The sequence below is a fragment of the Gordonia mangrovi genome (assembly GCF_024734075.1).
Lineage (GTDB): Bacteria > Actinomycetota > Actinomycetes > Mycobacteriales > Mycobacteriaceae > Gordonia > Gordonia mangrovi.
Window position 1 is genome coordinate 3,737,344 of sequence record NZ_CP102850.1, and the last position, 25,489, is coordinate 3,762,832.

25 protein-coding genes are annotated in these 25,489 nt (G+C 67.5%); 14 read left to right on the top strand and 11 right to left on the bottom strand.

Features of this window, described 5'->3' with window-relative positions; all coding sequences use genetic code 11:
* Positions 1-23 precede the first annotated feature (23 nt).
* Positions 24-902 carry a universal stress protein gene (locus NWF22_RS16990; protein WP_160902886.1) on the bottom strand — a complete coding sequence of 293 codons (879 nt, stop codon included), beginning with the start codon at positions 900-902 and terminating at the stop codon, positions 24-26.
* A gap of 199 nt (positions 903-1,101) precedes the next feature.
* On the opposite strand from NWF22_RS16990, the gene NWF22_RS16995 reads away from it, so the two are divergent.
* From NWF22_RS16995 to NWF22_RS17010, 4 genes are all read left to right on the top strand, one after another.
* Positions 1,102-2,004, top strand: coding sequence for a universal stress protein (locus NWF22_RS16995; protein WP_160902887.1), 903 nt, complete (start codon positions 1,102-1,104; stop codon positions 2,002-2,004).
* 46 nt (positions 2,005-2,050) lie between these two features.
* Complete coding sequence (locus NWF22_RS17000) at positions 2,051-2,686, top strand: response regulator (RefSeq protein ID WP_160902888.1); 636 nt, start codon at positions 2,051-2,053, stop codon at positions 2,684-2,686.
* A gap of 117 nt (positions 2,687-2,803) precedes the next feature.
* Positions 2,804-3,415, top strand: coding sequence for an Rv1733c family protein (locus NWF22_RS17005; protein ID WP_160902889.1), 612 nt, complete (start codon positions 2,804-2,806; stop codon positions 3,413-3,415).
* 41 nt (positions 3,416-3,456) lie between these two features.
* Complete coding sequence (locus tag NWF22_RS17010) at positions 3,457-5,214, top strand: GAF domain-containing sensor histidine kinase (protein ID WP_233751267.1); 1,758 nt, start codon at positions 3,457-3,459, stop codon at positions 5,212-5,214.
* A gap of 7 nt (positions 5,215-5,221) precedes the next feature.
* Here NWF22_RS17010 and NWF22_RS17015 read toward each other — a convergent pair whose 3' ends face one another.
* Positions 5,222-6,223, bottom strand: a complete 1,002-nt coding sequence (locus NWF22_RS17015; RefSeq protein WP_160902890.1) for an Acg family FMN-binding oxidoreductase — start codon at positions 6,221-6,223, stop codon at positions 5,222-5,224.
* Positions 6,224-6,346: 123 nt separating this feature from the next.
* Here NWF22_RS17015 and NWF22_RS17020 point away from each other — a divergent pair, with 123 nt between their 5' ends.
* Complete coding sequence (locus NWF22_RS17020) at positions 6,347-6,709, top strand: DUF2537 domain-containing protein (protein ID WP_160902891.1); 363 nt, start codon at positions 6,347-6,349, stop codon at positions 6,707-6,709.
* Between the two features lie 26 nt (positions 6,710-6,735).
* Here NWF22_RS17020 and NWF22_RS17025 read toward each other — a convergent pair whose 3' ends face one another.
* The 4 genes from NWF22_RS17025 to NWF22_RS17040 form a co-directional block, all read right to left on the bottom strand.
* Positions 6,736-7,524, bottom strand: a complete 789-nt coding sequence (locus NWF22_RS17025) for a DUF6928 family protein (protein WP_160902892.1) — start codon at positions 7,522-7,524, stop codon at positions 6,736-6,738.
* Positions 7,525-7,532: 8 nt separating this feature from the next.
* Positions 7,533-8,516, bottom strand: coding sequence for a septation protein SepH (gene sepH, locus NWF22_RS17030; RefSeq protein WP_160902893.1), 984 nt, complete (start codon positions 8,514-8,516; stop codon positions 7,533-7,535).
* Between the two features lie 240 nt (positions 8,517-8,756).
* A complete protein-coding gene (gene serC / locus NWF22_RS17035) occupies positions 8,757-9,902 on the bottom strand; it encodes a phosphoserine transaminase (RefSeq protein ID WP_160902894.1) in 1,146 nt (381 codons plus the stop codon).
* The gene (locus tag NWF22_RS17040) at positions 9,899-10,099 is read right to left on the bottom strand and encodes a hypothetical protein (RefSeq protein WP_202398754.1); all 201 of its coding nucleotides are present in this window, start codon (positions 10,097-10,099) and stop codon (positions 9,899-9,901) included. Before NWF22_RS17040 ends, serC begins: the two co-directional genes overlap by 4 nt.
* Before the next feature lie 18 nt (positions 10,100-10,117).
* On the opposite strand from NWF22_RS17040, the gene NWF22_RS17045 reads away from it, so the two are divergent.
* Genes NWF22_RS17045 through NWF22_RS17055 form a run of 3 tightly spaced genes read left to right on the top strand, consistent with a single transcriptional unit; the run spans position 10,118 to position 13,330 of the window.
* The gene (locus NWF22_RS17045; protein WP_160902895.1) at positions 10,118-10,783 is read left to right on the top strand and encodes a TetR/AcrR family transcriptional regulator; all 666 of its coding nucleotides are present in this window, start codon (positions 10,118-10,120) and stop codon (positions 10,781-10,783) included.
* Entirely contained in the window at positions 10,767-11,684 is a 918-nt protein-coding gene (locus NWF22_RS17050; RefSeq protein ID WP_160902896.1) for an ABC transporter ATP-binding protein, read from the top strand. Before NWF22_RS17045 ends, NWF22_RS17050 begins: the two co-directional genes overlap by 17 nt.
* On the top strand, positions 11,681-13,330 hold the full coding sequence (locus NWF22_RS17055) for an ABC transporter permease (protein WP_233751268.1): 1,650 nt from the start codon (positions 11,681-11,683) through the stop codon (positions 13,328-13,330). Before NWF22_RS17050 ends, NWF22_RS17055 begins: the two co-directional genes overlap by 4 nt.
* Here the strand turns inward: NWF22_RS17055 and NWF22_RS17060 are convergent.
* Entirely contained in the window at positions 13,287-15,137 is a 1,851-nt protein-coding gene (locus tag NWF22_RS17060) for a BCCT family transporter (protein WP_160902897.1), read from the bottom strand. The genes NWF22_RS17055 and NWF22_RS17060 overlap by 44 nt on opposite strands.
* A gap of 304 nt (positions 15,138-15,441) precedes the next feature.
* Positions 15,442-16,572 (bottom strand): citrate synthase 2, encoded by a 1,131-nt coding sequence (locus NWF22_RS17065; protein WP_160902898.1) that lies wholly within the window; start codon positions 16,570-16,572, stop codon positions 15,442-15,444.
* 169 nt (positions 16,573-16,741) lie between these two features.
* On the opposite strand from NWF22_RS17065, the gene pdxH reads away from it, so the two are divergent.
* The 3 genes from pdxH to NWF22_RS17080 all read left to right on the top strand — a co-directional run bounded on the left by pdxH (position 16,742) and on the right by NWF22_RS17080 (position 19,891).
* A complete protein-coding gene (pdxH, locus tag NWF22_RS17070; RefSeq protein ID WP_160903357.1) occupies positions 16,742-17,437 on the top strand; it encodes a pyridoxamine 5'-phosphate oxidase in 696 nt (231 codons plus the stop codon).
* Between the two features lie 27 nt (positions 17,438-17,464).
* Positions 17,465-18,739, top strand: a complete 1,275-nt coding sequence (locus NWF22_RS17075; protein ID WP_160903358.1) for an MFS transporter — start codon at positions 17,465-17,467, stop codon at positions 18,737-18,739.
* A gap of 75 nt (positions 18,740-18,814) precedes the next feature.
* Complete coding sequence (locus NWF22_RS17080) at positions 18,815-19,891, top strand: isopenicillin N synthase family dioxygenase (protein WP_160902899.1); 1,077 nt, start codon at positions 18,815-18,817, stop codon at positions 19,889-19,891.
* Between the two features lie 93 nt (positions 19,892-19,984).
* On the opposite strand, the gene NWF22_RS17085 is transcribed toward NWF22_RS17080, so the two are convergent.
* The 3 genes from NWF22_RS17085 to NWF22_RS17095 all read right to left on the bottom strand — a co-directional run bounded on the left by NWF22_RS17085 (position 19,985) and on the right by NWF22_RS17095 (position 22,618).
* Complete coding sequence (locus NWF22_RS17085) at positions 19,985-20,995, bottom strand: oxygenase MpaB family protein (RefSeq protein ID WP_233751286.1); 1,011 nt, start codon at positions 20,993-20,995, stop codon at positions 19,985-19,987.
* Between the two features lie 97 nt (positions 20,996-21,092).
* Complete coding sequence (locus NWF22_RS17090) at positions 21,093-21,974, bottom strand: 5-oxoprolinase subunit C family protein (RefSeq protein WP_160902901.1); 882 nt, start codon at positions 21,972-21,974, stop codon at positions 21,093-21,095.
* Positions 21,971-22,618, bottom strand: coding sequence for a 5-oxoprolinase subunit B family protein (locus NWF22_RS17095; protein ID WP_160902902.1), 648 nt, complete (start codon positions 22,616-22,618; stop codon positions 21,971-21,973). The genes NWF22_RS17090 and NWF22_RS17095 overlap by 4 nt, the downstream gene beginning before the upstream one ends.
* A 74-nt stretch (positions 22,619-22,692) precedes the next feature.
* On the opposite strand from NWF22_RS17095, the gene NWF22_RS17100 reads away from it, so the two are divergent.
* From NWF22_RS17100 to NWF22_RS17110, 3 genes are all read left to right on the top strand, one after another.
* Complete coding sequence (locus NWF22_RS17100; RefSeq protein ID WP_160902903.1) at positions 22,693-23,637, top strand: carbohydrate kinase family protein; 945 nt, start codon at positions 22,693-22,695, stop codon at positions 23,635-23,637.
* Positions 23,638-23,708: 71 nt separating this feature from the next.
* Entirely contained in the window at positions 23,709-25,031 is a 1,323-nt protein-coding gene (locus NWF22_RS17105) for a citrate synthase (RefSeq protein ID WP_160902904.1), read from the top strand.
* An 82-nt stretch (positions 25,032-25,113) separates the two neighbouring features.
* The gene (locus NWF22_RS17110; protein ID WP_160902905.1) at positions 25,114-25,482 is read left to right on the top strand and encodes an FKBP-type peptidyl-prolyl cis-trans isomerase; all 369 of its coding nucleotides are present in this window, start codon (positions 25,114-25,116) and stop codon (positions 25,480-25,482) included.
* The last annotated feature ends 7 nt before the right edge of the window (positions 25,483-25,489 follow it).

Here is a 25,489-nt window from a genome sequence, read left to right on the forward strand (position 1 = left end):
TCAACCGCTACGGCGTGTTCGGGTCATCGTGCGTCGGGCACGATGACGACCGGGCATTGGGCCGAGTAGACCACGTTTCGGCTGGTCGAGCCCAGCAGCATGCCGGAGAAGCCGCCTCGGCCGCGACTGCCGACCACCACCATCTGCGCGGCCTGGGCGTGGTCCAACAACGCGCGGACGGGCCGGTCGCGCACCACCACCGAACGGATCGGTACGTCGGGATACTTGGCGCACAGGTCGGCGATCTCGGCGTCGAGCCGCGCCTTCTCCTCCTTACGTTGCGTCGGCCAATCCCACACCGGCAGACCCTGACTCGCGTGGACCAGGGCGAGATCGCCGTCCGCCCACGCATGCAGCACGGTGAGCCCGACCTTGCGGACACCGGCTTCCTCGAAGGCGAATTCCAGGGCCGGCCGATTCGCACGTGACCCGTCGGTGCCGACGACGATGGGTGCAGTCTCCGGCGCGCTGCGCGAGTCTCGGATCACCGCGAGCGGGCACCGGCAGTGCGCGGTCATCGCGGCGCTCACCGAACCCAGCAGAGCGCGACTGATGGCGCCGAGTCCGCGACTGCCCACAACGAGCATCTTCGCTGTCTCGGACCGGCTCAACAGTTCGGGAATGGCTGCGCCGGAAGCGACTTCGGTGCTGATGTCCAGCGTGTCGGGATCGTCGACGGCCGCCTGAGCGATGGTGCCGGCCTCGGCGACGTCACGTTCGGCCGTCGCTCGCAGGGTGTCCTCGTAGCTCTGCGGTACGCGGTCGCTGACCGGTGACGCGTACGACGACATGAGCTGCAGTCGGTAGCCGTGCAGCTCTGCTTCATGCGCGGCCCACGCCACAGCATGCTGGGCCGACGGTGAGCCGTCCACACCCACAACGATCTCGCTGACTGTCGACATCGTGATCTCCCATCATGCGATCGGTCCTGTGCTCAGGTCCTGTGATCACCAGTCAACCGCCCCGCTCCCGGGTCGCACAGCGGCCGTTGAGCATCGGGCGCAGGGACCAAAGGCCCCCGATCCAGGGCTGAAGTCCAGCATTGCCCGCAGGGGCGATGGCCGTACGGTCGAGATGATCCCCACCGAAAGGAGTCCACCGATGGCACACGGCGACAACGAACACGGTGACAACATTCCGGTGCTCGTGGGAGTCGACGGCTCACAGACCGCGCTCGGCGCGGTGCGGTGGGCGGCCGAACTCTGCACGCGCACCCGGTCGCCGATGCATCTGATCCACGGTGTGACGCACAGCAGGTGGTACGCGGCTCACGAAGGAGCCCTGCTCCTCGGCGATCAGAGCGTGCACGAGCGCCTTCGCGTGGTCGGCGAGAAGGCGCTGACCGAAGCGCAAGAAGTGGTGCACGACGCCGCGCCCGGCGTCGACGTCGTCACGTCGCTGCTCGACGGGTCGATCGTGGAACACCTGGAGAATCTCTCCGCTCGGGCCCGCATGGTGGTGATCGGCGCCGGCCATGGCGGACGGGTACGCGAGCTGGTACTGGGCAGTCACGTGATGCCGATCGTCCATGCGGCGCAGTGCCCGGTACTGGCCTGGCGCGAACCTGCGGCACAGCGCACCGAGGTCGGGCGCATCGTCATCGGGTACGACGGGTCCGCGGGATCGGAGGACGCGCTACTGGCGGCTCTCGACCATGCGCAGTCCACCGGCGCCCGCCTCACGGTCGCGTCGTTCTGGCCGGTGTCGGCGCTCGTGGGCGTCGGTTACGCCACGACTCTCGTCGACTGGGACACCATCCGCTCCGACGGAGAACGGTGGCTCGCCCGTCGCTGTGCGGCAGCATGCGAGAAATACCCCGACGTGGCAGTCGACTACGCCTATGAGGACAGCTCCCCAGGGCGCGGGTTGGTCAACCTCTCGGCATCCGCCGGCCTGGTCGTGGTGGGCTCCCGCGGCCGCGGCGAGGCCACCTCGACACTGCTGGGCTCGGTGGGGGAGAACCTCGTCCACCACGCCAGGTGTCCGGTACTCGTGGTCCAGTGACGCTAGACTCGGCGCAACCGATGCGAGACCACGGTTGGAGGGTCAGATGATCACAGTCTTTCTCGTCGATGATCACGAGATCGTCCGCCGCGGCCTGATCGAACTGATCGATTCCGATCCCGGCCTCACCGTTGTCGGCGAGGCCGGGTCGTATTCGCACGCGCTCGCGCGTATCCCCGCGTTGCGGCCCGACGTCGCCGTCCTCGACGTCCGACTGCCCGACGGCAACGGCATCGAGTTGTGTCGTGAACTCCTGGCCAAGGTCGACGGCCTGAAATGTCTGATGCTGACATCCTTCACCGAAGATCAGGCGATGCTCGATGCGATCTTGGCGGGTGCGAGTGGATATGTGGTCAAGGACATCACCGGGATGGAGTTGACCAAGGCCATCAATGACGTCGGTGCCGGCCGGTCGTTGCTCGACAATCGTGCCGCCGCGGCGTTGATGGAGAAGTTGCGCCACGAACGCGACACCGGCCCACTCGACGCGCTCACCCAGCAGGAGCGGATTCTGCTGTCGTTGCTGGGCGAAGGGTTGACCAACCGTCAGATCGCCGCCCGGATGAACCTGGCGGAGAAGACGGTGAAGAACTACGTGTCGCGACTGCTCGCGAAGCTCGGCATGGAGCGACGTACCCAGGCCGCGGTCTACGCGACAAAACTCGGCGGTCGCAAACCCTGACCGCAGCCGGCTGGTGTCCGCAGCACGCCCGGCGATGACCAAAGTCCCTGCAGAAGGTAACCAACGCCAGGCGAGTTGACCGCCGCCATTTGGCAACGTTCGACGTGAGGACAACACTTGTCGACTTCGGGAGCGATCATGCTCGGTTCGCTGGCTCGGCAGCTGCACTGGTGGCGCGTCATGCACCTGTCCAAGAACGGACTCATCCGGCCGGTCGATCGGATGGAGTCGATGACGCTGATCGCGTTGGCGGTGGCGGCGGCATTCGGGCTGATCGCCGCGTTGATGGTCGGGAGTACCGCATTCGCCCACGTCCAGGACGCTGCCGTACTCGAACAGCAGCAACGACATTCGGTGAGCGCAACCATCCTCCCGCGCGATCCGGGTGCACCCGTGATGGCTCGCTGGACCGACCCGGACGGCCGGGTGGTGACCGGCCCGATCGATCAGTCGCAGGCTCCGCCACCCGGCGCGATGAGCATCATGGTGGATGCGGACGGCGGGAGCGTACAGACGATCTGGCTCGACGATGAGGGTGCTGTGGTACCCGAGCCGAGGTCGGGAACCGATGCCGTCACCGCCGGCGTGGCCGCGGCGGCGATGTCGACGACAATCGTTGCCGCGTTCTGGTTCTTCGTGTCCCTGTGCGTGCGCCGCATCGCCGATCGGCGCCGGTTCCGGCTCTGGGATCAGGACTGGGCCGCTCTGGATTCGCCGAGCCGTCGCTGAGAACGGTCGCATGCCGGTGGGTGGGCAACTATCATCACGGCATGAGCGCGGGGTCGGGTGACGCCGGGGATCGATCGCGGGAGTTGCGAGATGCACTCTCGCAGATGCGGCTTCACGAATTGCTGGATGAGGTCTCCGAACGGATCGGTCGAATCGCCGAGATGCGCGACACCACCGACGGGTTGTTGGAGGCCATGCTCGTCGTCACCTCCGGGCTCGACCTGGAGGCGACGCTGCGGGCGATCGTGTCATCGGCGGTCGATCTGGTGGACGCCGGCTACGGCGCGCTCGGGGTGCGCGGCACCGGCCAGGAGCTCAGCGAGTTCATCCATCAGGGCATCGACGACGAGACCCGGATGCGCATCGGTCCACTGCCGACCGGCCGGGGGGTGCTCGGCGCGCTCACCGCTCAGCCCAAGGTGATGCGGCTCGACGACCTCTCCACACACCCCGACTCGGTCGGGTTCCCGCCGAACCACCCCACGATGAAGACCTTCCTGGGCGCTCCTATCCGGGTACGGGACGAGATCTTCGGCAACCTGTACCTCACCGAGAAGCGTGGCGGCGCGCTGTTCACCGAGGGTGACGAGCTCGTCATCCAGGCGCTGGCGTCGGCGGCCGGCATCGCCATCGACAACGCGCGGCTCTACACGGAGTCGCAGTCGCGTCTCATGTGGATCGAGGCGGCGCAGGATGTCCTCACGGAACTGTTGTCGGGCGCGGACAACGACGAGGTCCTGGAGATGATCGCACGGCAGGCGTTGGCGCTCACCGAGGCCGATCTGGTGTTCATCGCCACTCCGGATGACGCCGAGGTGCCGCCCGACGAGGTGGACGATCTGATCATCACGATCGCGGAAGGTGCCGACGGCACCGACGTTCTCGGCACGCGCATCCCCGTCGACGAATCGACATCCGGACATGCGTTCCGAACCCGTCGGCCGGTCCGATGTGATCAACTCGAGTTCACGCCGAGCGAGTACGCCGCCAAAGCGTACGGACCCGCCATGGTGGCGCCACTGCGCACCGCGGAGACCACCAAGGGTGTCCTTGTCGTGATGCGGAAACAGGACGCCGCGCCGTTTTCCGACGAGTTGTTCGCGTTGAGTTCGAATTTCGCCGGTCAAGCCGCGCTCGCGTTGGAACTGGCCGACACGTCGGCCCGCGCCCACGAGGTCGATGTCCTCGCCGACCGAGAGCGGATCGCCCGTGACCTGCACGACCATGTGATCCAACGGATATTCGCCGAAGGGATGTCGCTACAGGCGACGTTGCAGCGTGTGCGCGCGCCGGATGTCCGGGACCGGTTGACCCACTCGATCAACAGCCTGCAGGACATCGTCCAGGACATCCGGGCCGCCATCTTCGATCTCCAGCATGGCGGAGGCGAGGTGACGCGACTCCGGCAACGTATCCACGAGGTCGTCGACACCCAGGTGGGCGAGCAACAGCTGCGCACCCACGTGCGGGTGTCCGGCCCGTTGTCGGTGGTCGACGGTGATGCGGCCGAGCAGGTCGTGGCGGTCATTCGCGAAGCGGTGAGCAACGCTGTCCGGCACGCGCACGCCGACACCGTGACGGTGTCGGTGGCGGTCGGCGACGACATCACGGTCGAGGTCGTCGACGACGGGGTCGGGATGCCCGCCGACGTGACCGCCAGTGGGCTGGCGAATCTGCGTGCGCGGGCGGCCGCGTTCGGCGGCGAACTCGTGGTGACCACACCGCCCACCGGCGCCGGAACGCTGATCCGGTGGACGGTACCGTTCGACCTCGGCAAGACCGACCGTCACCCGCGGTGACGTCACATCACATGCGGGAGAACACTTCACCCACCGGACGACGCGGTGTGACCGGCGGCCGGTGACCCTCACCGACACCGACGCGCACGAGCACCTGCGCCGGATCGGCGGAGCTCAGCAGATTGTCGATCATCGTCGCGCTGGCCTCGATCTCCAACACGTGGGAGATGATGCAGGTGTCCAGTCCGGACGCGGTTGCCTCCAACAACAGGTCCGACAGCGTCTCACCGCAGGCGAGATGGTCGGCGGTGGTCTCTCCGGGGCCGGTGATCACCAGCACCGTGGCGTGATCCACCTCCACCGCAGGCCGACGGGAGTGGTCGGTGACCACGAGAGGGAAGTCCCGGGCGACCTCGACCCGGTCCGCCTCACTCGCTGAGGTCAGCGACGACGGCGGGATCCCTTCGCGTCGATCGGGGTCATCGGCGGTCCACCATGCCAACTCGTCGTGATAGGTCGCGTCGTAGCGCCGTTGGAACTCGCTGATCCGGGACGCGTGGGCCAGGGTGGGATGGGTGTCGGCAGGCAGCGTCACGATCCGCGTACGGGATCGAGCCGACACGGCATCGACCAGATCACCGAGTCGGTCGTCGGGTGCCGGACCCATGGGAAGGCGATCGGTGAACCGTTCGGTGATGGCGCGAGCGCGTTCCACATCGGCGGGCGTCGGTGTCTGTCCACCCACGAACTGCACCGTCGCGAGATGGTCCGGTCGAGGCGGGCTCGGCAGCCGGGTGAGCTCGATGCGCAGTCCGCGCGCTGCCGCCGCGACCCGGAGATGGTGCAGAGCCACGCCGAGGCTGATGATCAACTGCCGGTTGTCGGGGTCCGCGACCGGGACCGCCCGGTCGTAGTCTGCGTAGAGTCGCAACTCCGGCCCGTGTAACCGCCAGATCCAGGGCTGACTGTTGTGGATCGACGGCGCCCGGCAGGCCAATGTGACGATGTCCTGCAGCATTGCGTCGTCGGGGACTTCGGCGGGGACCCCGCCGGGAATCTCACCGGACATCGGTATCTCCATTCCTCTCCCTGCCATCATCGCTCGCCTCGGCGAGCGCCCCAAGGGCCGGTCGCAACCGGGGGAAGGGCCTTTGTCCTCTCTGCGGACGTGGGGATCGGGAAGAATGTCCTCATGCGATCGGCCGAGCATGACGATTCCTGGTGGGGTGGGCGGTTGCTCGTCCGCGGCCCGAGCGCGGACGAGCGGGCGGTCGGTGGGCCAGTTGACGAGCCGACGCCGTGGGCGTTGGGTCTGCTGGTGACCCTTGTCAGCGCGGTGTTCGCGACACTGCTGCTCGTCGGTGTCTACGAACTGATCGGATCACTGGTGACCTGGCTCGGGCTGGCTGCCGTGTTCGTGGTGTCGATCGGGCTCGGCTGGACGTTGTGGGACCTGCGAGACCGGCCGGTCTGGCGCTGGATCGTCTGGGGTGCGCTGATCGGATTGTTGGCCGGCCTCGGGTCGTCGATCGTGTTGCTCGCCTTGGGTCGATGACGGTCAGCGGTGGCGGCCGGGGCAGGTCAGCCGAAGCCGAAGTACCGCGCGAGGCGACCGCGACGCTTGGCCGGAGGTTCGCCGGTCTGCCCGGCGTCGCCGCCGTCGGGAGCCACGGCGCTCCCGGATACCGTGAGGTTGCCCTGGTAGGGAGCCCAGTCCTCTTCGGCGGGTACGTAGTCGGCGGGATGGATCGCGAATGCGGTGACCGGGATTCGGGTCGGATCGAGATCGGTGTCGGCCAGCGGGGTGGTGAACCGGAACCCCAGCCATTCCCGGTTGGCCTGTTCGGCGAGTTCCTGCGGATGGAACGGCAGTGCGAGTGGTTCGGCCGGCACGCCGGGCGCATAGCGGAGCGGGTGTTCGCCCGCCCAGAACGGCCGCTCGAACGGGTAGGGCAGTCCGGAGTCCTCGAAGATCGTCACCGGGTCGGCCGCGAACGACCGGCGTAGCTCGCCGTTCTCCCACCGGGCGAAGGCACCGACCGACCGGTCCGGGTCGGTGACCAGCAGCGAGGCAGCGGCACTCGGCCGGATGGACGCGAGGGTCCGTGTCAACGTGGATGGTTCGGTGGTGTCGAACAGCGAACAGCAGAGCACCGACAGCCGACCGTACCAGCCGGCATAGACGTGCGCGTCTCGGGCGGCGGCCGCCGTGGCGAGATCGGTGTCGGCGACGGGCACCAGCACCCGGTCGCCGTAGATCGTCGCGGCAAGCTTCTGCGCAGCCACCACGTCGTTGACGGGGTCGCCGGACAGCAGGGCGATGGGGTCGTCACTGTCGATGAACCACAGGGTGACTGCGCGGGCCGACACGTCAGCGATCAGCCGTTGCCGTTGCTGCGGACGCCGAGCAGAACATCCTCCCACGCGGGCACCGCAGGCTTGCGGGACCGACGACGCGGCTTGGCGGTCGTCGCCGAGTCGTCGGGGGCCTGCTCGCCGGACGCGGCGGGCACCGAGGAATCCGGTGCACGGTCCTCGTCGGTGGGGGATTCCTCGGCCGGCGCCGACCACATCGAGTCCGCCTCGGGGGTGCCGAAGTCGATCGCCACGGTGCCGTGCTCGTCATGGGACGGGGGCACCTTGCCGTTGCGGGTGCGCTGGGCGTCGATCAACCGGTCGGCGTCGAAGGTGACCTCGTCGTGGCCGTCGGGCTCGTGCTCGACCGCAGGCGGAGGTGCGAGGTCGGGGGTGGCGACCGGGGTCAGCCGGCGGCGAGGTGTGATCATCTCGGGGTGGGTCAGCTCGTCGGCCAGGTCGTCGAGCGGGTCGGCGGTACCGCCGTGGCTGCCCGGCTGAAAGCGCCAGTGCGCGTGGTTGTCGGTGCGTCCCACATGCCAGGACACCTGGACCACCCAGTAGCCGTCATCGCCCTTCCATGCGTCCCAGTCCACGTCCTGGTTGTTGTGGCCGAGTCCCGTCATGGCCTCACCGACGGTCTCGCCGAGCGTGGACACGGCGGGTCCGTCTTCGCGGATCGGGTGGGCCATCGAGGCGAGCTCGGCGGCCCGGGCGCGCTCGAGCAGGACGGGGTGGGCGAATCGTTCGATCTTGTCGACGGGGACACCGGCCAGGGCCGCGACCTCCGACACCGTGGCGCCTGCGCGGATGCGGGCCTGGATCTCCCGGGGCCGTAGTGTGCTTTCCATTTCGATCTCGATCTGCCCCAATCGTGAGATGTCGCCGCGAGCTGCGGCCCGGAGCCGTTCATCGGCAGCCATCCGGTACTTCTCACCCGACTCGGGATCCTGACAGATCACATGGGTGCCGTCGGCCTCCACGCCGACGACGCGAAGCTCACGCATCTGCTCCTCCTCCGGTGACCACGAGTGCGGGCATTGGGGTCAGGTTAATCCAGACGTCACCTGCCCAGGCGTCTGACACGCGGTAAAACCGCAGATCAGCAAGGTTGTGGCAGGTGTTACCCATGGGGCACAGGCTACAGGTGTGTCATGCGGCCTCGATAGGAGTCGCGAGTGTTCCACCCGCCACGGGAGCCGGATCGGTCTCGCGGGGTCCGGGAAACGCTCGCACGGGAGACGGGGTCAGAGCTTCTCGACGACGAAGTCGATGCACTTCGTCAGGTTGCTCACGTCGTCGGGGTCGATCGCCGGGAACATGCCGACGCGCAACTGGTTGCGGCCCAGCTTGCGGTACGGCTCGGTGTCGACGACGCCGTTGGCGCGCAACGTCTTGGCCACGGCCGCCGCGTCGACGTCATCGTCGAAGTCGATGGTGCCGACCACCTGGCTGCGCTGCGACGGATCGGCCACGAACGGTGTCGCGAACTCGCTCGCCTCGGCCCACTCGTAGAGGCGTGAGCTGGAGTCGGCGGTCCGGGAGACGCACCAGTCGAGGCCGCCCTGCCCCAGCATCCACTGCACCTGGTTGTCGAGCAGCAGCAGCGAGGCCACCGCCGGGGTGTTGTAGGTCTGGTTCTTGCTGCTGTTGTCGACCGCAGTCGGCAGCGAGAGGAACTCGGGGCACCACCGGTCGGTCTCGGCGATCTGCGAAATACGTTCCAGGGCACGCGGACTCATTAGCGCTATCCACAGGCCGCCGTCGGCGGCGAAGCACTTCTGCGGTGCGAAGTAGTAGACGTCGGCCTCGGTGAGGTTCACCGGGAGGCCGCCGGCCCCGGAGGTCGCGTCGATGGCGACCAGCGCATCGTCGGAGCCCGCAGGACGGGTCACCGGCACGGCCACCCCGGTGGAGGTCTCGTTGTGTGCCCAGCCGATCAGGTCGATGCCGCCGAAGTCGTCGGCGGTCAGCGCCGCGGGGTCCGGCGCGGTCCCGGGATCGGTGGAGATCACCGCGGGGGAATCGAGGAACGGGGCCTTCTTGGCGACGGTGGCGAACTTGGACGAGAACTCGCCATAGGTCAGGTGCAGCGAGCGCTGCTTGATCAGGCCGAACGCGGCGGCATCCCAGAAGGCGGTGGTGCCGCCGTTGGAGATCACCACCTCGTAGCCGTCGGGCAGGGCGAACAACTCGGACAGACCGGCCCGGATCGAGCCGACCACGTTCTTCACCGGCGCCTGTCGGTGGCTGGTGCCGAAGACCGCCGCTCCGGTGTCGACGAGGGACTGCAGCTGTTCCGGGCGCACCTTGGACGGACCGCAACCGAAGCGGCCGTCCGACGGCAGGAGGTCGGCGGGAATCGTGATCGGTGCGGTGGCGGTGTCACTCATGTCGCCAAGTCTAAGTGGTGCTGTCCGTGAAATCCCCAGGGGTCTTCGGCGTTCGATGAACGGCTGGCGGCGTTGTCGTCGGTCACGATGACGCCGTCATCGCTCCCTCCTCCGCCGCCTTGCCAATCGCCGATTGCGCCACCGAATACCCGGACGAATTCAGGAATGCCTTCGAGCCGTTGACGTGGATTGAACACACGTTTAAGATCTTGTACATGCGTTCAACGAACGCCGACGACCGCACCACCCGGGCTCGGGTCCGGGACGCTGCGATCGAGGTCTTTGCGCGCGATGGGTTCTCGGCGACCGTGCGCGCGATCGCCGATGCCGCCGGCGTGAGTCCGGGGCTGGTGATCCATCACTTCGGCAGCAAGGCCGACCTGCGGGCCGAATGTGACGCGCACGTGCTGCGCCGGACGCGTGAGGCCAATGAGCGCGGCCTCGACAACCACTCGGGCCCACATCCGTTCGCCGGATTCCTGGACCGGATGGACGATCTCGAATCCGACGGCCCGCGCATCGTCTACCTCATCCGCAGTCTGCAGGCCGGTGGCGAGCTGGCCCGCCGACTACTCGGCCAGCTGGCCGCCGACGCCGAGGCGACGTTCCGCGGAGGAGTGGCGGCCGGCACCATCCGGCCGTCGCACGACGAGGCCGCGCGGGCGAGATACATGGTGGCGCACTCGATGGGTGCGCTGTTGGTCGATGTGGTGATGAATCCGCCGGAGGACTGGTCGGATGCCGGCGCCATTCTGCGGTCCTATGTCGACCGGGTGGTGGTCCCCGCCACCGAGTTGGCCGTCCACGGTGTGATGGCCGACGAATCGTTGCTGGACGCGGTGCTGGCCCATCGGGAGGAGAACGATGCACAACACGACTGATCTGGTGGTCGACATCGCCGGCCTGCGCAAGAACTTCGGATCCTTCACCGCCCTCGACGGACTCGACCTGACTGTGCGGGCCGGGGAGATCGCCGGGTTCCTCGGTCCCAACGGATCCGGCAAGTCGACCACCATCCGCACACTGCTCGGCATGTACCGGCCCGACGGCGGTCGTGTCACGGTGTTCGGCGCAGACCCGCTCGCCGATGCCGTCGCGATCCATCAACGCCTCGCCTACGTCCCGGGCGACGTCAACCTGTGGCCACAGTTGTCCGGCGGGGAGTGCATCGACCTGCTGCTGTCACTGCGCGGCGTACGCCGTGAGGCCACCACGCGCCGAGCCGAACTGATCGACCGATTCGAGCTCGACCCGACCAAGAAGTCGGGCACGTACTCCACGGGTAACCGGCAGAAGGTCGCGTTGATCGCTGCGTTGTCGGCGCCGTCGGAGTTGCTGGTCCTCGACGAGCCGACCTCGGGCCTCGACCCGCTGATGACCCGTGAGTTCACCGACTGTGTGCGCGAGGCCGCGGCCGGCGGCGCGGCGGTGCTCATGTCGAGCCATCTGCTCGACGAGGTCGAGCAGCTGTGCGAGTCGGTCACCATCATCCGTGGCGGCCGCACCATCCGGTCGGGCTCACTCTCCGAGTTGCGGCACCTGCGGCGTTCCCGCGTGACCGCGACGATCGGTTCCGGGGCGAGCCAATTGCAGACCGTGCCGGGAGTGCACGACTTCGAAATGGACGGCGACCAGGTGACCTTCACGGTCGCCGACGACTGCTTGTCGGGCGTCACGCGCGTGTTGGCTCACCTGGAGGTGACCGGACTGGCGGTGGAGCCGCCAAGTCTCGAAGAACTCTTTCTGCACGTCTACGGCGACCGAACAGGGGTTCGGGTATGACGGCGACCAGCGCGGTGCCCCCGGTCGGGACCGGACCCCGTGCCGCGGCGGCGTCCCGGCATCTGACCCGCGTCGGCATCCTGCTGCGCCTGGGGCTGCGTCGGGAGCGGATCGTCGTCCCGGTCATCATCGCCGTGTTCGTCCTCATCACTCTCGCCACCGCGCAGGCGATCTCCGGTATGTACGCGACCCCGCAACAGCGACTGGGTCTGCAGTCGGGGCCGGGGGCCAACCCCGCGTTCCGCTTCCTGCTGGGCGACCTCGACCACATCGAGCCCTCCGCCGCCCTGGTCTCCTGGCGGGTCGGTCTGTTCCTGATCGCCGCGCTCGGCGTGTGCGCGGCAATGATGACGGTGCGTCAGACCCGGAGGGAAGAGGAACTCGGCCGTAGCGAACTCGTGCGCGCCGGCGCGGTCGGGTCCCTGGCGCCGGTGGCCGCAGCCGCATGCGTGGCGGTGTTCTTCACCGTCATCGTGGCGGGGTCCATGTCGCTGATCCTGATCCCGATGGGGGCGAGCGCAGGCGACGTCGTCGCCGTGTTCGCCCAGTACGCCGGCACCGGGCTGGCCGCCACCGCGGTGGCCCTGGTCGCCGCTCAGGTCGCCACCACCGCACACATCGCCAACCTGACCGCATGTTCGGTGGTCCTGCTGGGATTTCTGGTGCGCGGTGTGGCCGACTCGACGCAGGGGTGGGACTGGTTGCGGTGGACGAACCCGGTCGGCTGGGCCGAACAGGTCGACCCGTTCGGTGCCAACAACCTCGTGCCCGCGCTGATGTCGGTCGCAGTCTTCGTCGTCGGTGCGGGGGCCGCGGGATGGGTGGCGGCCCGACGCGACCTCGGCGCGGGACTGCTCGCTGCGCGACCCGGACCGGCCACGACCGCCAGGCTGTCGAGCATCGAGGCGTTCGCCGTACGGGCCTCGGGGCCGCTACTGATGTCCTGGGTCACCGGGGTGTTCGCGTACGCCCTCGTCATCGGTTTCATGCAGCCTTCTGTCGAGCAACTCACCCAGGGCAACGAACAGTTCGATCGGATCATGCGGGCGGTGCTCGGCGACGCCACGCTGAGCACCGTGTTCGGCATCACCATGCTGGGTTTTCTCGCCGTCGCCGCCGGTGCGTGGGGAGTGAACCTCACCGAGCGACTCCGCGCCGAAGAGACCGCCGGTCGCACGGAGATGGTGCTGGTGACACCGACGTCGCGCAGTCGGTACTTTCTCGCCCACGCCGGTGTGGCGACTGCCGGCGGCGTCGTCCTGATGGCGGTGGCGGCGATCGGCATGGTGCTCGGCTGCGGGTTCGCCGGCGGCGGCTGGGCGATCCCTGCCGCCCACGCCGCACAGTCTGCAGCAGCTCAGGTGCCGGCCGTCCTGGTGGTGATCACCCTGGCGTTGGCGCTCTACGCGATTCGTCCGGTGTTCGTGCACGTCGGCTGGATCGTGGTGGCCGGCGCACTCCTCCTGGGGCCGCTGGCCGGCATGTTCGATATGCCGCAGTGGGTGTCGGATCTCTCGCCCTACACCCACACGCCGCTGGTGCCCGTGGATCCGATGCGCCCGACACCGGTCCTCGTGATGCTCTGCGTCGCCGCAGCGCTCCTCACGACTGGCTTGGTGTCTTTTCGTCGTCGCCGGATCGGGTGAGCATGTGGTCGTCGGGACCGTCACCGTTCCCGTGACGCGCCAGCGGGTCCGCGCGTTCGTGGTACTCGCCCATCGAGAATGATCCGGTGTCCGGGTCGACGGTCACGGCATGGTGCGGTACCTCGTGGACCGCGACGATCAGCGCGCTGTCGGGCTGATCGGCGTCCTCGGGCAGACCGGCGAAGGTCGCCGAGATCGCTCGCCGGCGCCGTTCGTGGTGGTGCTCAGGTGCTGCCGCGGCACCTGCTGCCGGCTCATGACCGTCATTGAGGCTGAGATGCAGGAACCTCGGCCGGACGGCGAGGTCGTAGTGGAAGGCGCGGAGCAACGAGATACAGGCCAGGACCATGACGATGGAGAACGGCACGGCAGTGGCGATCGACATCGTCTGCAACGCCGTCAGCGAGTCGGTTCCGCCCACCAGCAGCAGTACTGCCGCGGCGAAGCCCTCCAGGCAGGCCCAGTAGACGCGGGTGACCACGGGGGTCTCGATTTTGCCGCCGGTGGCGAGCATGTCGATGACCAACGAGCCCGAGTCCGAGGAGGTCACGAAGAACATGACCACCACGATGATCGCGATGACGCTGGTGACCGCGGCCAACGGGAAGCCGTCGAGCAGTTGGAACAGCGAGGTGCTCGCGTTGACGCTGCCGTCGTCGAGCATGTTGCCCTCCTCCTGCTGACGCAGGATGCCGGAGTCGCCGAAGATGGTGAACCAGATGGCGCTGATGAAGGTCGGCAGCAGAAGCACGCCGGCGACGAACTCGCGGATGGTCCGTCCGCGCGAGATGCGGGCGATGAACATGCCGACGAACGGCGCCCAACTGATCCACCACCCCCAGTAAAAGATGGTCCACGACGCCATCCATCCGTCGTCGGCGAACGGCGCGGTGCGCAGCATCAGATCCGGCAGGCTGGCGATGTAGTTGCCCATGTTCTGCACCCACGACTGCAGCAGGAACAAGGTGGAGCCGAGGATGAGTACGAAAGCGGCCAGCATCGCGGCGACCGCCATGTTGATGTTCGACAGCCAGCGCAGACCCTTGGTCACACCGGTGACCACCGAGAAGGTGGCCAGGGCGGTGATGGCGATGATCATGATCACCACGACCCAGTTGTTCACCGTCAGCCAGCCGAGGTATTCCAGGCCCGCCGAGATCTGCTGGATGCCGAATCCGAGCGACGTGGCGACGCCGAACAGGGTGCCGACGATTGCGACCACATCGACGAGGTGACCGATCCAGCCCTCGACTCGTTCACGGCCGATCAGCGGCTCCAACAGCCAGCGCACCGCCAGCGGACGGCCCTTTCGGAAGGTCATGTAGGCCAGACCGAGTCCGACCACCACGTAGATGGCCCAAGCATGCAGGCCCCAGTGGAACAGTGTCAGTTCCATCGCCTGGTTGGCGGCGGCGTCGGTGGAGCCTTCGATGCCGCCGGCTTCGGGTGGCGAGACGTAGTGCGACAGCGGCTCGGCGACGCCGTAGAAGACCAAGCCGATGCCCATGCCCGCGGCGAACAGCATCGCGAACCAGGACAGCACCCCGAACTCGGGGTCCTCGTTGTCCTTGCCGAGTTTGATGGTGCCGATCCGACTGATCGCGCAGTACAGAGCGAAGATGACGAAGCCGGTGACGATGAGGATGTACCACCAGCCGACGCCGGAGGTGATCCAATCGTTCAGCTGTTGGAACGCGTCGGCCGCGGTACTCGCGTAGACCACGGAGAAGGCGATCAAGGCGAAGATGATCAGCGACGCGGTGACGAACACCGGTTTGTGCTGCTCTCGCCAGGCGGACCGGAACATATCTCGCTCCCTTTGCAACTCGTGCACACGGCGTGTGCAATCGACACGGCCGATGACGGGGCGGCAGATGTCCTGCCACTCCCGCGGCTTCGCCTGCGTCGGGCCCGAGTGAGCCAGGGTCCGAGAACGGCGCCGACGTGAATCGGACGACCCCACTCCGGACGCTACGCAGGTTTCATGTGTGCGGTCGGTGGAATTCGGGCAATCGTTATGTCTGGTTTATGACCCTACGACACCGGTGGGGTGCCCGCTGGGAACCGGGGTGAGCGCAGCTGCCTTCGCATCGCGGGGTGTCGACGGGTCTCTAGAGACCGGGTACGGGCTTCACCTCACCCCAGCCGGCGACGTCTTCGGGGCGCCGGGGCCCCGGTCCGGTGTAGATGGCGGCGGGCCGCACGAGCTTGCCGAGGCGCTTCTGTTCGAGGATGTGAGCACACCAGCCGGCGGTCCGTCCGCAGGTGAACATGGCGGGCATCATGTGCGGCGGGACCTCGGCGAAGTCGAGGATCACCGCCGCCCAGAACTCGACGTTGGTCTCGATCGCCCGATCCGGACGTCGTTCGCGGAGTTCGGTCAGCGCGGCCTGCTCGAGCGCGGCGGCCACCTCGTAGCGGGGGACGTCGAGTTCCTGGGCGGTGCGGCGTAACACCCGGGCACGCGGATCCTCGGCCCGGTAGACGCGGTGACCGAAGCCCATCAGTTTCTCTTTGCGGTCGAGGACACCGCGCACCAGGCCGCGGGCGTCGCCGGTGGTTTCGACCTCCTCGATCATCGGCAGCACGCGGGCCGGGGCGCCGCCGTGCAGCGGGCCCGACATCGCGCCGATCGCGCCGGAGAGTGCAGCCGCGACGTCGGCGCCGGTCGAGGCGATCACCCGCGCGGTGAAGGTCGAGGCATTGAGCCCGTGTTCGGCGGCACTGACCCAGTAGGCGTCGATCGCCCGGATGTGTTTCGGATCGGGGTCGCCCTTCCAGCGGGTCATGAAACGTGCGGTCACGGTGTCGCATTCATCGATGATGTGTTGTGGCACAGCGGGTTGATGGATGCCGCGCGCGGATTGTGCGACATAGGACAGCGCCATCACCGAAGCACGGGCGAGGTTGGCGCGCGCGGTGTCGTCGTCGATGTCGAGCAGCGGTCGGTAACCCCAGATCGGGGCCAGCATCGCCAGCGCTGCCTGCACGTCGACGCGCACGTCGCCGGTGTGGATGGGCAGGGGGAACGGCTCCGCCGGTGGCAGACCGTCGCCGAACCCGCCGTCCACCAGCAACGCCCACACGTCGGCGAAGGTCACGTGGTTCTCCACGAGATCCTCGATGTCGACACCGCGGTAGCGCAGATTGCCGCCGTCCTTGTCGGGTTCGGCGATCTCGGTGGTGAATGCCACCACACCCTCGAGACCGGCGACGAAATCGTCGGGAACCATGTTGGACATCGAAGACCGCCTCACCTCGACACTTCATCGTGGGGATCACGGACGTGGGGATGACGTCGCAACCCACTAGGACTGTAAGTCAGTCGAGCACGCGTGGCATACCGAGGAGTAACCGCGAGTCGCAGAGTAGCCTCACCACGTGGCCGATGATGCGATTGACCTCCCCAACATGCGGGTGGGCTACGGCGGCGGCATCCCGCCGAACATCGGCGAGGGTGACCGTGCTGCCGGCGCCGACGGCATCCGAGAGAACCTCGACCCCAGCTGGCTGCGTGGGGATCCGCCCTGGCTCGACCTGTTTCATGTGTGGCTGCGCGAGGCCATCGACTCCCACATCCCCGAGCCCAACGCGATGGTGCTCGGCACGGCCGACGCCGACGGCATCCCGTCCACCCGGACGGTCCTGTGCAAGGGGGCCGACGCCTCGGGCATCGTCTTCTTCACCGGCTACGATTCCGACAAAGGGCACGAATTGGCCGCGAATCCGTATGCGTCGGTGACCTTCCCGTGGATCGCGCTGGAGCGGCAGGTCCATTTCCGCGGCCCCGTCGAACACGTCACGATGGAGGAGACCCAGGAGTACTGGTACATGCGGCCGCGGGGCTCCCAGCTGTCGGCCTACGCATCCGCGCAGTCACAACCCATCGACACGCGCACCGCGTTGGAGGATCTGGCCGCGCGGGTGGCCGCACAGTTCGGCGGCTTCGACGCCGGCGCCGAGATCCCCGTTCCGCCGGCGTGGGGTGGCTACCGGCTCGTACCCACCACCGTGGAGTTCTGGCAGGGTCGCGCAAATCGCCTGCACAACCGTGTCCGACTCACCAGGTCCGACGCTGGGTGGGAGGCCGTGCGGCTGCAACCGTAGGCTCGCGGGGTGTCCCACGGCCCTCGGGTGAATCGTCTGCTCGCGGACACCACACCGCTGCGCAATGCCTACTTCCGGCGGCTGTGGACCGCGAACATCGTCACCGTGGTCGGTGCGCAGCTGACCGTCGTCGCGGTTCCGGCGCAGATCTATCAGATCACCGGCAGCTCTGCCTATGTCGGACTGACCGGTGTCTTCGGGCTGGTGCCCTTGCTCGTGTTCGGTCTGTGGGGAGGCGCCCTGGCCGACGTCTTCGACCGCCGACGCATCCTCATCGTGACGACACTCGGCCTGATCGGATGCAGCGCGCTGTTCTGGGTGCAGGCTGCACTCGGCATCGGAAATGTCTGGCTTCTGTTGAGCGTCTTCGCCGTTCAGCAGGCGTTCTTCGCCGTCAACCAGCCCACCCGCACCGCTGTGCTGCCGCGGCTGATGCCGCTGCGCGAACTGCCCGCCGCCAATTCGCTCAACATGACGGTCATGCAGGCGGGTGCCATCGCCGGGCCGCTCGTCGGTGGCGCACTGATCCCGGTGCTCGGATACTCCACGCTGTACCTGGCCGACACGGTGAGTCTGTTCACCACGCTCTGGGCGGTGCTGCGGTTGCCCACTCTGCGTCCCGAGCTCGCGCCCGGGCAGCAGCGTCCCGCGGCCGGATTGCGGTCGGTGCTCGACGGATTCCGCTACCTACGCGATCATCGGGTGTTGTTGGCCAGTTTCCTGGTGGATCTCATCGCGATGATCTTCGGCATGCCACGCGCGTTGTTTCCGCAGATGGCGCACGAGAGTTTCGGTGGACCCGAAGGTGGTGGCATCGCGTTCGCCCTGTTGTTCGCCGCGATCCCGCTCGGGTCGGTGCTCGGCGGGGTGTTCTCCGGGTGGGTCGGCGGGGTACGCCGCCAGGGCATGGCGGTGATCGTGTGCATTCTGATCTGGGGCGCCGCCATCACCGTCGCCGGGAGTGCGTTGTTCTTCGCGCACGGCACCGCGTTGCCGATCCTGCCGATCGTGGTGGTGGCGTTGATGGTCGGCGGCGCCGCCGACATGGCGTCGGCGGCATTCCGGCAGACGATGCTGCAGGCGGCGGCCACCGACGACGTCCGCGGCCGATTGCAGGGCGTGTTCATCGTCGTGGTGGCCGGCGGGCCCCGGATCGCCGACGTCGCGCACGGCGCCGCCGCCGCTGTGGTCGGCACTGCGGTGGCGACCGCAGGGGGTGGCATCGCGGTGATCGTGCTGACGATTGTTGCTGCGCTGGCAATTCCGGCGTTCATTCGATATCGGGCCGGGCAGTCGGCCTGATCGTTGGGCCGGCGGCCCCGACGCGGACGAATTGCCTGCTCAGCGAAGCCGCGAATTCGGTGCCACTATGGTGCTATGAGTGCGGTCGTCGACAACCCCACGGGCACCTTCGCCGTGCCGATCATCGACATCACGCCGTACACGGCCAACGGGAGCGCGGCGCAGCGTGCGGTTGTCGCCGCGCAGGTCGACGACGCCGCCAGCGCCGTCGGTTTCATCCAGATCGTCGGACATCAGATCCCCGCCGCGGTCATCGAAGAGTTCACCGCGGTCATGGACGACTTCTTCGCGCTACCGCTCGACGACAAGAAGGCCTACCGGACACCGCCGGAGATCAATCGCGGGTATTCGCCCCCGAAATCGGAGTCGTTGTCGCTGAGTCTGGGCGTGGAGCCGGCAGACCGCATGAACGACTTCTTCGAGGCGTACAACGTCGGTGTCGAGGCGGCCACCTACCCCGATCTCGAACTGCCGGCCGATCAGTACGCCACCAACACCTGGCCGACCGTCAATCACTTCGAGGCCGCCGTCTCCGCGTACTTCGCCGAGGCCTCGCGGGTCGCGCACACACTCACCCGGATCTTTGCCGAAGCCCTCGACCTGCCGCCGGACTTCTTTGACGGCTACACCGACCATTCCCTCGACGTGCTGCGGATGAACAACTATGCGCTGCCGCCCGGCCAGGTGGAGCTCGACGGTGACCTGACCGGGATGGGGGAACACACCGACTACGGGATCGTCACGGTGCTGTGGGCCGACCAGGTTCGTGGTCTGCAGGTACTCGACCGTGACGGCGAGTGGCACGATGTCGAGCCGGCCGATGGTGCGCTGCTGATCAATCTGGGCGATCTGATGGCGCGCTGGACGAACGAACGGTGGATGTCGACGCTGCACCGGGTCAAGCCGCCGGTGGTCGACGGAACCATCGAGCGTCGACGGTCGGCCGCGTTCTTCCACGACGGCAACATCGATGCGACCATCTCCACCCTGCCGTCGTGCGTCGGCGCGGGTAGTCGCTATTCGCCGATCACCGTCGGCGAACACATCGGCGCCAAGTTGGCGGGCTCCCGTGCCGGGCAGTCGAATCCGTACGCCCGCCGCGAAGCGCAACGCGTCCGCCAGGCCATGCGCCGCGGGCTCGGCCAGCAGTAGCCCGACCCATCACGTTCCCCCCCGGACTCTCGACGATCCTCCCGAAACGGTTGGGGAAATCGATGACACCGGGGGGACGAGTCGTGACGGCCCTCAGTCGGCGCTGACGACACCTGGATATGTAGCCCGGCGCGCAGCGTGCACCGGGCAGTAGTGCATCGGGTTGTCGCGCTCGGCCGCCGGCGGCAGGTTGCGGGCGGGGGTGTGCACCAGCGGGGCGTCGGCCGGGACGCGGCCGGCCACACGGTCCCACGCGTCGCGCGGTCGTGGGTGGCGCAGCACGCGCTTCGGCAGCAGTCGGTGCATCACCAGGTTCACCCCGCGGCCCAGTAGCCGGAATCGTCGTTCGTCCTTCTCGGTCCATGGCAGTCCGAGGATCTCGCGCACCGGCTCGTCGTAGAAGCCGGTCGTCAACCAGGTGAAGAACCGCTGATTCTGCTCGGCCATGAAGCGGAACCAGAACCACTCCGGGATGAACGACAGGAACGGTGGCGGCGGTAGCTTGCTGATGTCGAGCACGGTCCGGACGGCGGGATGGTCGCGAAGCTCGTTGCGGCACATGTAGTCCCAGTATTCGAGGAAGTCCTCGTAGGTGTCCGGGACGGGGCGCATCGAAACCCCGTACATGGCGTACCAGGCCTTGGACTCCTCGAACAGCTGCCGCTTGTCGTCGTCGCTGAGCCACGGACCGAAACGCTCGCAGAGTCGCACGTTCCCGTACCAGAACGTGGCGTGGGCCCAGTAGAACACGTCGGGGTCGAGCGCGTGGTAGCGCGAGCCGTCGTCCATCTGGCCCTTGATGTCGCGGTGGTAGTCGCGTACCTCCTGCCCGGTGGTGGGGCCCGATTCGGGGACGGGGTCGAACACCACGCCGCTGATCGGATACAGCGAGCGCATCAATCGCTGCCAGCGTTCACCGAAAAAGTCTGAGTGCTCCCAGACCGCCGCGCCGAGTTTGGGGTGCATGTTCTGCATCGAGCCGGCCCACAGTCCTTGGAACATGCCGGTCCAGGTGCCCCAGATCTGCCACGTCAGCGAGTCGGGTCCCAGTGGCGCATAGTCCTCGGCACGCATGGGGGCCGAGCGACGAGGCTCGATCGACATGTCCTCCGGAGAGTTCGTCAGTACCTCGGTCATGAGACGAAAGCTTAGAATCGTCTCACTGCGGTGTCAATGCGAATGGCGGTCGGGGCGGGGTTCGTCAGCGCGCGCGGAAACGCACCCGGTCGCCCGCCACGAGTTGCGCCGCGCGGTCCACGGCGTCCGCGGTGAGGACGGCGACGACAGGGTATCCGCCCGTCACCGGATGATCGGCAAGGAACAGCACGGGTCGGCCGCTGGGCGGGATCTGCACGGCGCCGTGCGGGATACCCTCGGAGGCCAGTTCGCCGGCACCGGAGCGGTGGACGACGAGCGGGTCGTCGCAGTCGGCGGGCCGGGACAGTCGCACACCCACCCGGTTGCTGTCGGCGCCGACCTCCCATACGCCACGGATGAGATGCCCCGGAGTCTGCACGTGGTCGCGGCGAGGTCCGTCGGTGACCTCGAGTTCGGTCACGTCGTCGTCGGCGGTTGCCCGAGGCGCCGACGACGCGGCCGGCCAATCGCCGGTCGGTTTCCCCACCGGCAGTTCCATGCCGGAGCGCAGTCCGGTGGGCCCCAACTCGGAGAGGACGTCGGTCGAGCGGGACCCGAGCACCGGTGGCACGCCGATGCCGCCCCGCACCGCGAGATAGTTGCGGCACCCGCGGGTCGGGCTCCCGATGATCACCTCGGACCCGTGGGACACGGGCAGTGCGGCGTCGGTGCCGACCGGGATGCCGTCCACGTGCACCTGCGCGCGGGCGCCGGTCACCGCGATCAGCACATCGCAGTGCAGCCGGATATGCAAGCCGCCCAACGTGGTTTCGATCACCGCGGCAGACTCGGGATTGCCGACGAGCCGGTTGGCCAACGTCAACGAACCCCGGTCGGCGCCACCGGATACCGGGACGCCGAGGTGGGCATACCCGGAGCGTCCGAGGTCCTGGACCGTGGCCAGTGGGCCGGTCTGGACGACGATGAGATGCCGGTGATGAGTCATTGCGCGACGAACCTGACCAGGGTGCCCGGAGCCAGCCGCGCCGGGGGGACCGCGGACTCGTCCCACATCGTCATCGATGTCCGGCCGAGCAGATGCCAGCCGCCGGGGCTGACCCTCGGATACACCGCGCTGTACCCTGCGGCGACCGCGACCGCGCCGCGCGGCACACGGGTGCGTGACTCTGGCCGACGGCCGACATCGCGCAACGGATGTTCCTCGTCACCGTCCGGAACGAGATAGCCGAAGCCGGGGGCGAAACCCATGAACTGCACTCGCCACAGGATGCCGGTGTGCAACTGGACGACGCGCTCGGTGCCGAGACCGAGGACTCGCGCCACGTCGGCGAGATCGGGTCCGTCGTAGACGACGGGAACCTCGAGCTGGGAGGATGCCGATCCGTGGGCCGCCGCGTCGGTCGGGTCGAGACGCAGCGCCCGGTGCACGCCGAGGGTGTCGATCCCGGCGCCTCGGTCGGCCTGGACGAGCACCGTGTGCGCGCTGGGCACGACATCGGCGATGTGCAACGTCCCCGCCTGCTGGGCGGCGCGCAGGGCGACCGTGGCCCGGGCGACCGCGTCGGCCGGCGCCGGGTCGCCGGAGAAATCGAGCATCACCGCGTCGTGACCTGCGGGCAACTCGCGCATATGTCCAACCTACCGGCCGTGCAGCGGCGATGATGGCTGCACAGAAACAGGGTCATCGACCACGGAAGGTGCTGATGCGCGAGATCGTGGTGTGTGGTGAAGCGCTGGTCGACGTGGTGCAGAAGTCGGCGAGTCCGGCCGCTTCCGGGGTTTTGGCACCACTTCAGCCGGCGCTCGGCGGCGGCCCGTTCAACGTCGCGGTCACCCTCGGCAGATTGGGGAGCGCGGTCTCGCTGTGTTCGGCGGTGTCCACCGACACCTACGGTGAGGCGATCGTGAGCGCGCTGCAATCGGCCGGTGTCGGCACAACCCTGCTGCAGCGGCGGTCCGAACCCACCTCGCTGGCCTTGGCGACCATCGGACCGGATGGCGGCGCCCACTACTCCTTCTATGTGGAGGGCACCGCCGATCGGCAGGTCGGCGATCCCGGCCCGTTCGCCAGTACGGTGGCCGCGGTGTGCTTCGGCACCCTGTCGATGGTGCTGGAACCCGGTGCGTCGGTATATGAGTCGCTGCTGCGTCGATCCCGCGACGAGGGGTGGCTGGTGGTGGTCGACCCGAATATCCGCCCCGTGGTGATCGCCGAGCCCGACGCCTACCGTCGTCGGTTCGCGTCCTGGATGTCCGCGGTCGACATCGTCAAACTCTCCGACGAGGACTCCGATTGGCTCTCGAGTGGACCGGATGCCACCACCGGCGATGACTGGCTGGCCGCCGGTGTGAGCGCGATCATAACCACCGCGGGTGCCGACGGCATCACGGTGCGCACCCGGCACGGCGAGGTGAGCGCGCCTGCCCCGCCCACGCAGGTCGCCGACACCATCGGTGCTGGTGACAGCGTTGTTGGCGGCGTTCTGCGGTACCTGGACAGGATCGGTGCCTTGTCGCCGGCGGCAGTATCGGAGCTCGACGCGGACCAGTGGCGTGCGGTGGCGGAATTTGCAGGTCAGGTCGCTGCGGTCACGGTTTCACGGCCCGGTGCCGACCCTCCGTGGGCGAGCGAGCTGACAAGCGACTAGGTTGTTAGCCAACAGCATCCTTATCCGGATCTGCAGAGAACATAAGCTCAAACCTGTGTAAAGGGGTTCGTGTGTCCGCTGAAACAGTCCCAGCTGACCAAGCATCCGATACGGCTTCAGCGACCTTTACCTACCCCGGTGGTCAGCTGGAACTCCCGATCCTGAAGGCCAGCGAGGGGTCGGACTCGGTCGGTCTCGGCAAGTTCCTGGCCGAGACGGGTCTGACGACCTTCGACGGTGGCTTCGTCAACACCGCTTCCACCAAGTCGGCGATCACCTACATCGACGGTGACGCGGGCATCCTGCGCTACCGCGGCATCCCGATCGACCAACTCGCGGAGCGCTCGACGTTCATCGAGGTCAGCTACTTGCTGATCTACGGCGAGCTGCCGTCGGCGTCACAGCTCGACGAGTTCACCGACAAGATCCGCCGGCACACCCTGCTGCACGAGGATCTCAAGCGGTTCTTCGACGGGTTCCCTCGCAATGCGCACCCGATGCCGGTGCTCTCCAGTGCGGTGAACGCCCTGTCGGCGTACTACCAGGACTCGCTGGATCCCAAGGATCCCGACCAGGTGGAACTCTCCACGATCCGGCTGCTGGCCAAGCTGCCGACCATCGCCGCCTATGCCTACAAGAAGTCGGCGGGCCAGCCGTTCCTCTATCCGGACAATTCGCTGAGCCTCGTCGAGAACTTCCTGCGGATGACCTTCGGCTTCCCGGCCGAGCCCTACGAGGTCAACCCCGAGGTCGCCAAGGCGCTCGACATGCTGTTCATCCTGCATGCCGACCACGAGCAGAACTGCTCGACATCCACCGTCAGACTGGTCGGTTCGTCGCAGGCCAACCTGTTCACCTCGATCTCCGGCGGTATCAACGCGCTGTGGGGTCCGCTGCACGGCGGCGCCAACCAGGCCGTCCTCGAGATGCTCGAGGAGATCAAGCAGTCCGGCGGGGACACCCAGGCCTTCATGAACAAGGTCAAGAACAAAGAGGCCGGCGTGAAGTTGATGGGCTTCGGGCACCGCGTCTACAAGAACTACGATCCGCGCGCCGCGATCGTCAAGAAGACCGCCGACTCGATCCTGGAATCGCTTGGCGTACAGGACGATCTGCTCGACATTGCGAAGGGTCTCGAAGACGTCGCACTGTCCGACGACTACTTCATCGAGCGCAGGCTCTACCCGAATGTGGACTTCTACACCGGGGTCATCTACCGTGCGATGGGCTTCCCGACCCGGATGTTCACCGTGCTGTTCGCGCTCGGCCGGCTGCCCGGCTGGATCGCGCATTGGCGCGAGATGCACGAGGATCCGACCGGCAAGATCGGCCGTCCGCGTCAGCTCTACACGGGCTACACCGAGCGCGACTACGTCGCCATGGACGGGCGCTGACCGACACCCGGGGAGCCGGCGGACGGCAACGAGTAGTCGTCCCGCCCGAGATTCCGACCGACGACTCAAAGGAGAGTCCCTGTTGACCAGCGCTGAGAAACCCGAAGTCGATTTCCCCGAAGGACCTGCTCCGTCCGAGCTCCAGATCACCGACCTGGTCGTCGGCGACGGGGCCGAGGCCCAGCGCGGCGGCGTCGTGGACGTGCACTACGTGGGTGTGGAGTTCGAGACCGGTGAGCAGTTCGACTCCTCATGGGACCGCGGGCAGTCGGCGAATTTCCCGCTCGACCGACTCATCCCCGGCTGGCAGGAGGGGATTCCCGGTATGAAGGTCGGTGGTCGGCGTCGGCTGACCGTCCCGCCGCAGCTCGCCTACGGCTCGGCCGGTGCGGGACATCGTCTCTCCGGTAAGACCCTGGTGTTCGTCATCGACCTGCTGGGTGTGGGGTAGCCGATTT